The organism is Bifidobacterium sp. wkB338 (assembly GCF_003688325.1).
In the GTDB taxonomy this organism is placed as follows: domain Bacteria; phylum Actinomycetota; class Actinomycetes; order Actinomycetales; family Bifidobacteriaceae; genus Bombiscardovia; species Bombiscardovia polysaccharolytica.
Genome location: NZ_NPOR01000009.1, coordinates 1 through 1,365 on the forward strand (window position 1 = coordinate 1; position 1,365 = coordinate 1,365).

General features: G+C 44.5%; 2 protein-coding genes. Both read left to right on the forward strand.

Annotated features, from left to right (window positions below):
* Positions 1 to 266 precede the first annotated feature (266 nt).
* Positions 267 to 770, forward strand: coding sequence for a DUF6932 family protein (locus tag CI603_RS08915; protein ID WP_147438261.1), 504 nt, complete (start codon positions 267 to 269; stop codon positions 768 to 770).
* A partial coding sequence (locus CI603_RS08920) for a hypothetical protein (protein ID WP_147438262.1) occupies positions 767 to 1,365 on the forward strand: 599 nt, incomplete at its 3' end. The genes CI603_RS08915 and CI603_RS08920, both read left to right, overlap by 4 nt.

The window sequence follows — 1,365 nt, forward strand, 5'->3', positions numbered from 1 at the left end:
CTAGATGCGCATTATTGTATAAACGGATAGTTGGATCGCTTCCATTGTCAGCAGGGCTTTATGATCTCGGATATCTCGAGATTGGAGGCTTCATCTCCACACTTAAGAGGCTCTAGCCGCAGGCTTCAGAGCGTCTATAGCCTCATCAGGATGGCTTGCAGATTAAATGGTGTTGTACTTGATAAAAAAGCTTCTCGAACCGAAACGGTAATCAGGTCGGGGAAGTCTTTTTGTACGGGAGTATTTTGAAGTGTAATGTGTTACGCATGACCTTACCAACGTTGGAAGAGTTTAGAAAACTAGAGGTGTTGCCATATACACGTCCATCTGATCCTCTTTCTTGCACAGAAGAGGACGTTGAAGGTCTTTTCCTTTTCAGTCAGCAGCGCAAGTCCATATGGCGTTGTTTTATGGATTGGCAGAAGCGCGTTTTGAGGTTGTTTGGATCAGCCAGATTCTGGTTGAATGGAAGTTTCGTGACGATTAAAGAAAACCCGCATGATATTGATGTGGTCGTGATTGTAAGCCGTAAGTCATTCCGTGAAGCGATAACATTGCATAGTACTGAATTTGCAGATTTAACAACGCATAATGATTCTGATGGGAATCGTGTGCAACCGTGTTCGGGAATGGTGGATTCCTTCATCACCGTGGAAGAACCCAAGATCTTGGGCTATTGGGATAATTTGTGGTCCAGCGTGAATACTGATAAGCATTATCTTTCTGATGGCATTACAAGAAAACGGTATCTGGAGGTGACACCCGCATGAGCTCTTCAATATCTGATGATGTCAGAAATTCCTATGTTGCTGCTTTGAAATCAGCGATGGACGAAGATGATTCGATAGTGCGCGAGGGATTGCTACAGTCCTTGCAGATGTCCTCTCAAGGTAACCAAGAACTTGACAGGCTCTTTATACAAGTTACTTCGCCGGCGGAAGCCACAGCGCATGTTCATATAACAGAACGTGATTCTCTCCGTAACCATGCAGCTGATGCTACGGCTTTATCTGATTTTATTAAAAGCATTGCTAATGCTGTAAAGGCGCAGGCAAGGAGTCTTTCAGGGAATAAAAGACGATCATCAAGGCTTTTAGTGACAGCCATCCAACCTGGATCTCTGGACGTAGTATTTGAGGTTCCGCCACTACTTATAGAGAAAGGTGAGCAGTCGGAGACTTTTGCTGCAGATGTTGACAATACTGAATCTGTTGATTTGAAGGCTTTGAATGCTGTAACAGCTGTCTTGTCGGTTGCTTCTGATCTGGAAGATGATTCACTTAAGTCCAAGCTTTCTCCAATGCCTTTGGAAACGCGGAGAGCTTTAAAGGGCATTGCGCGAACTGTCGACCGGGCAAATTGGGA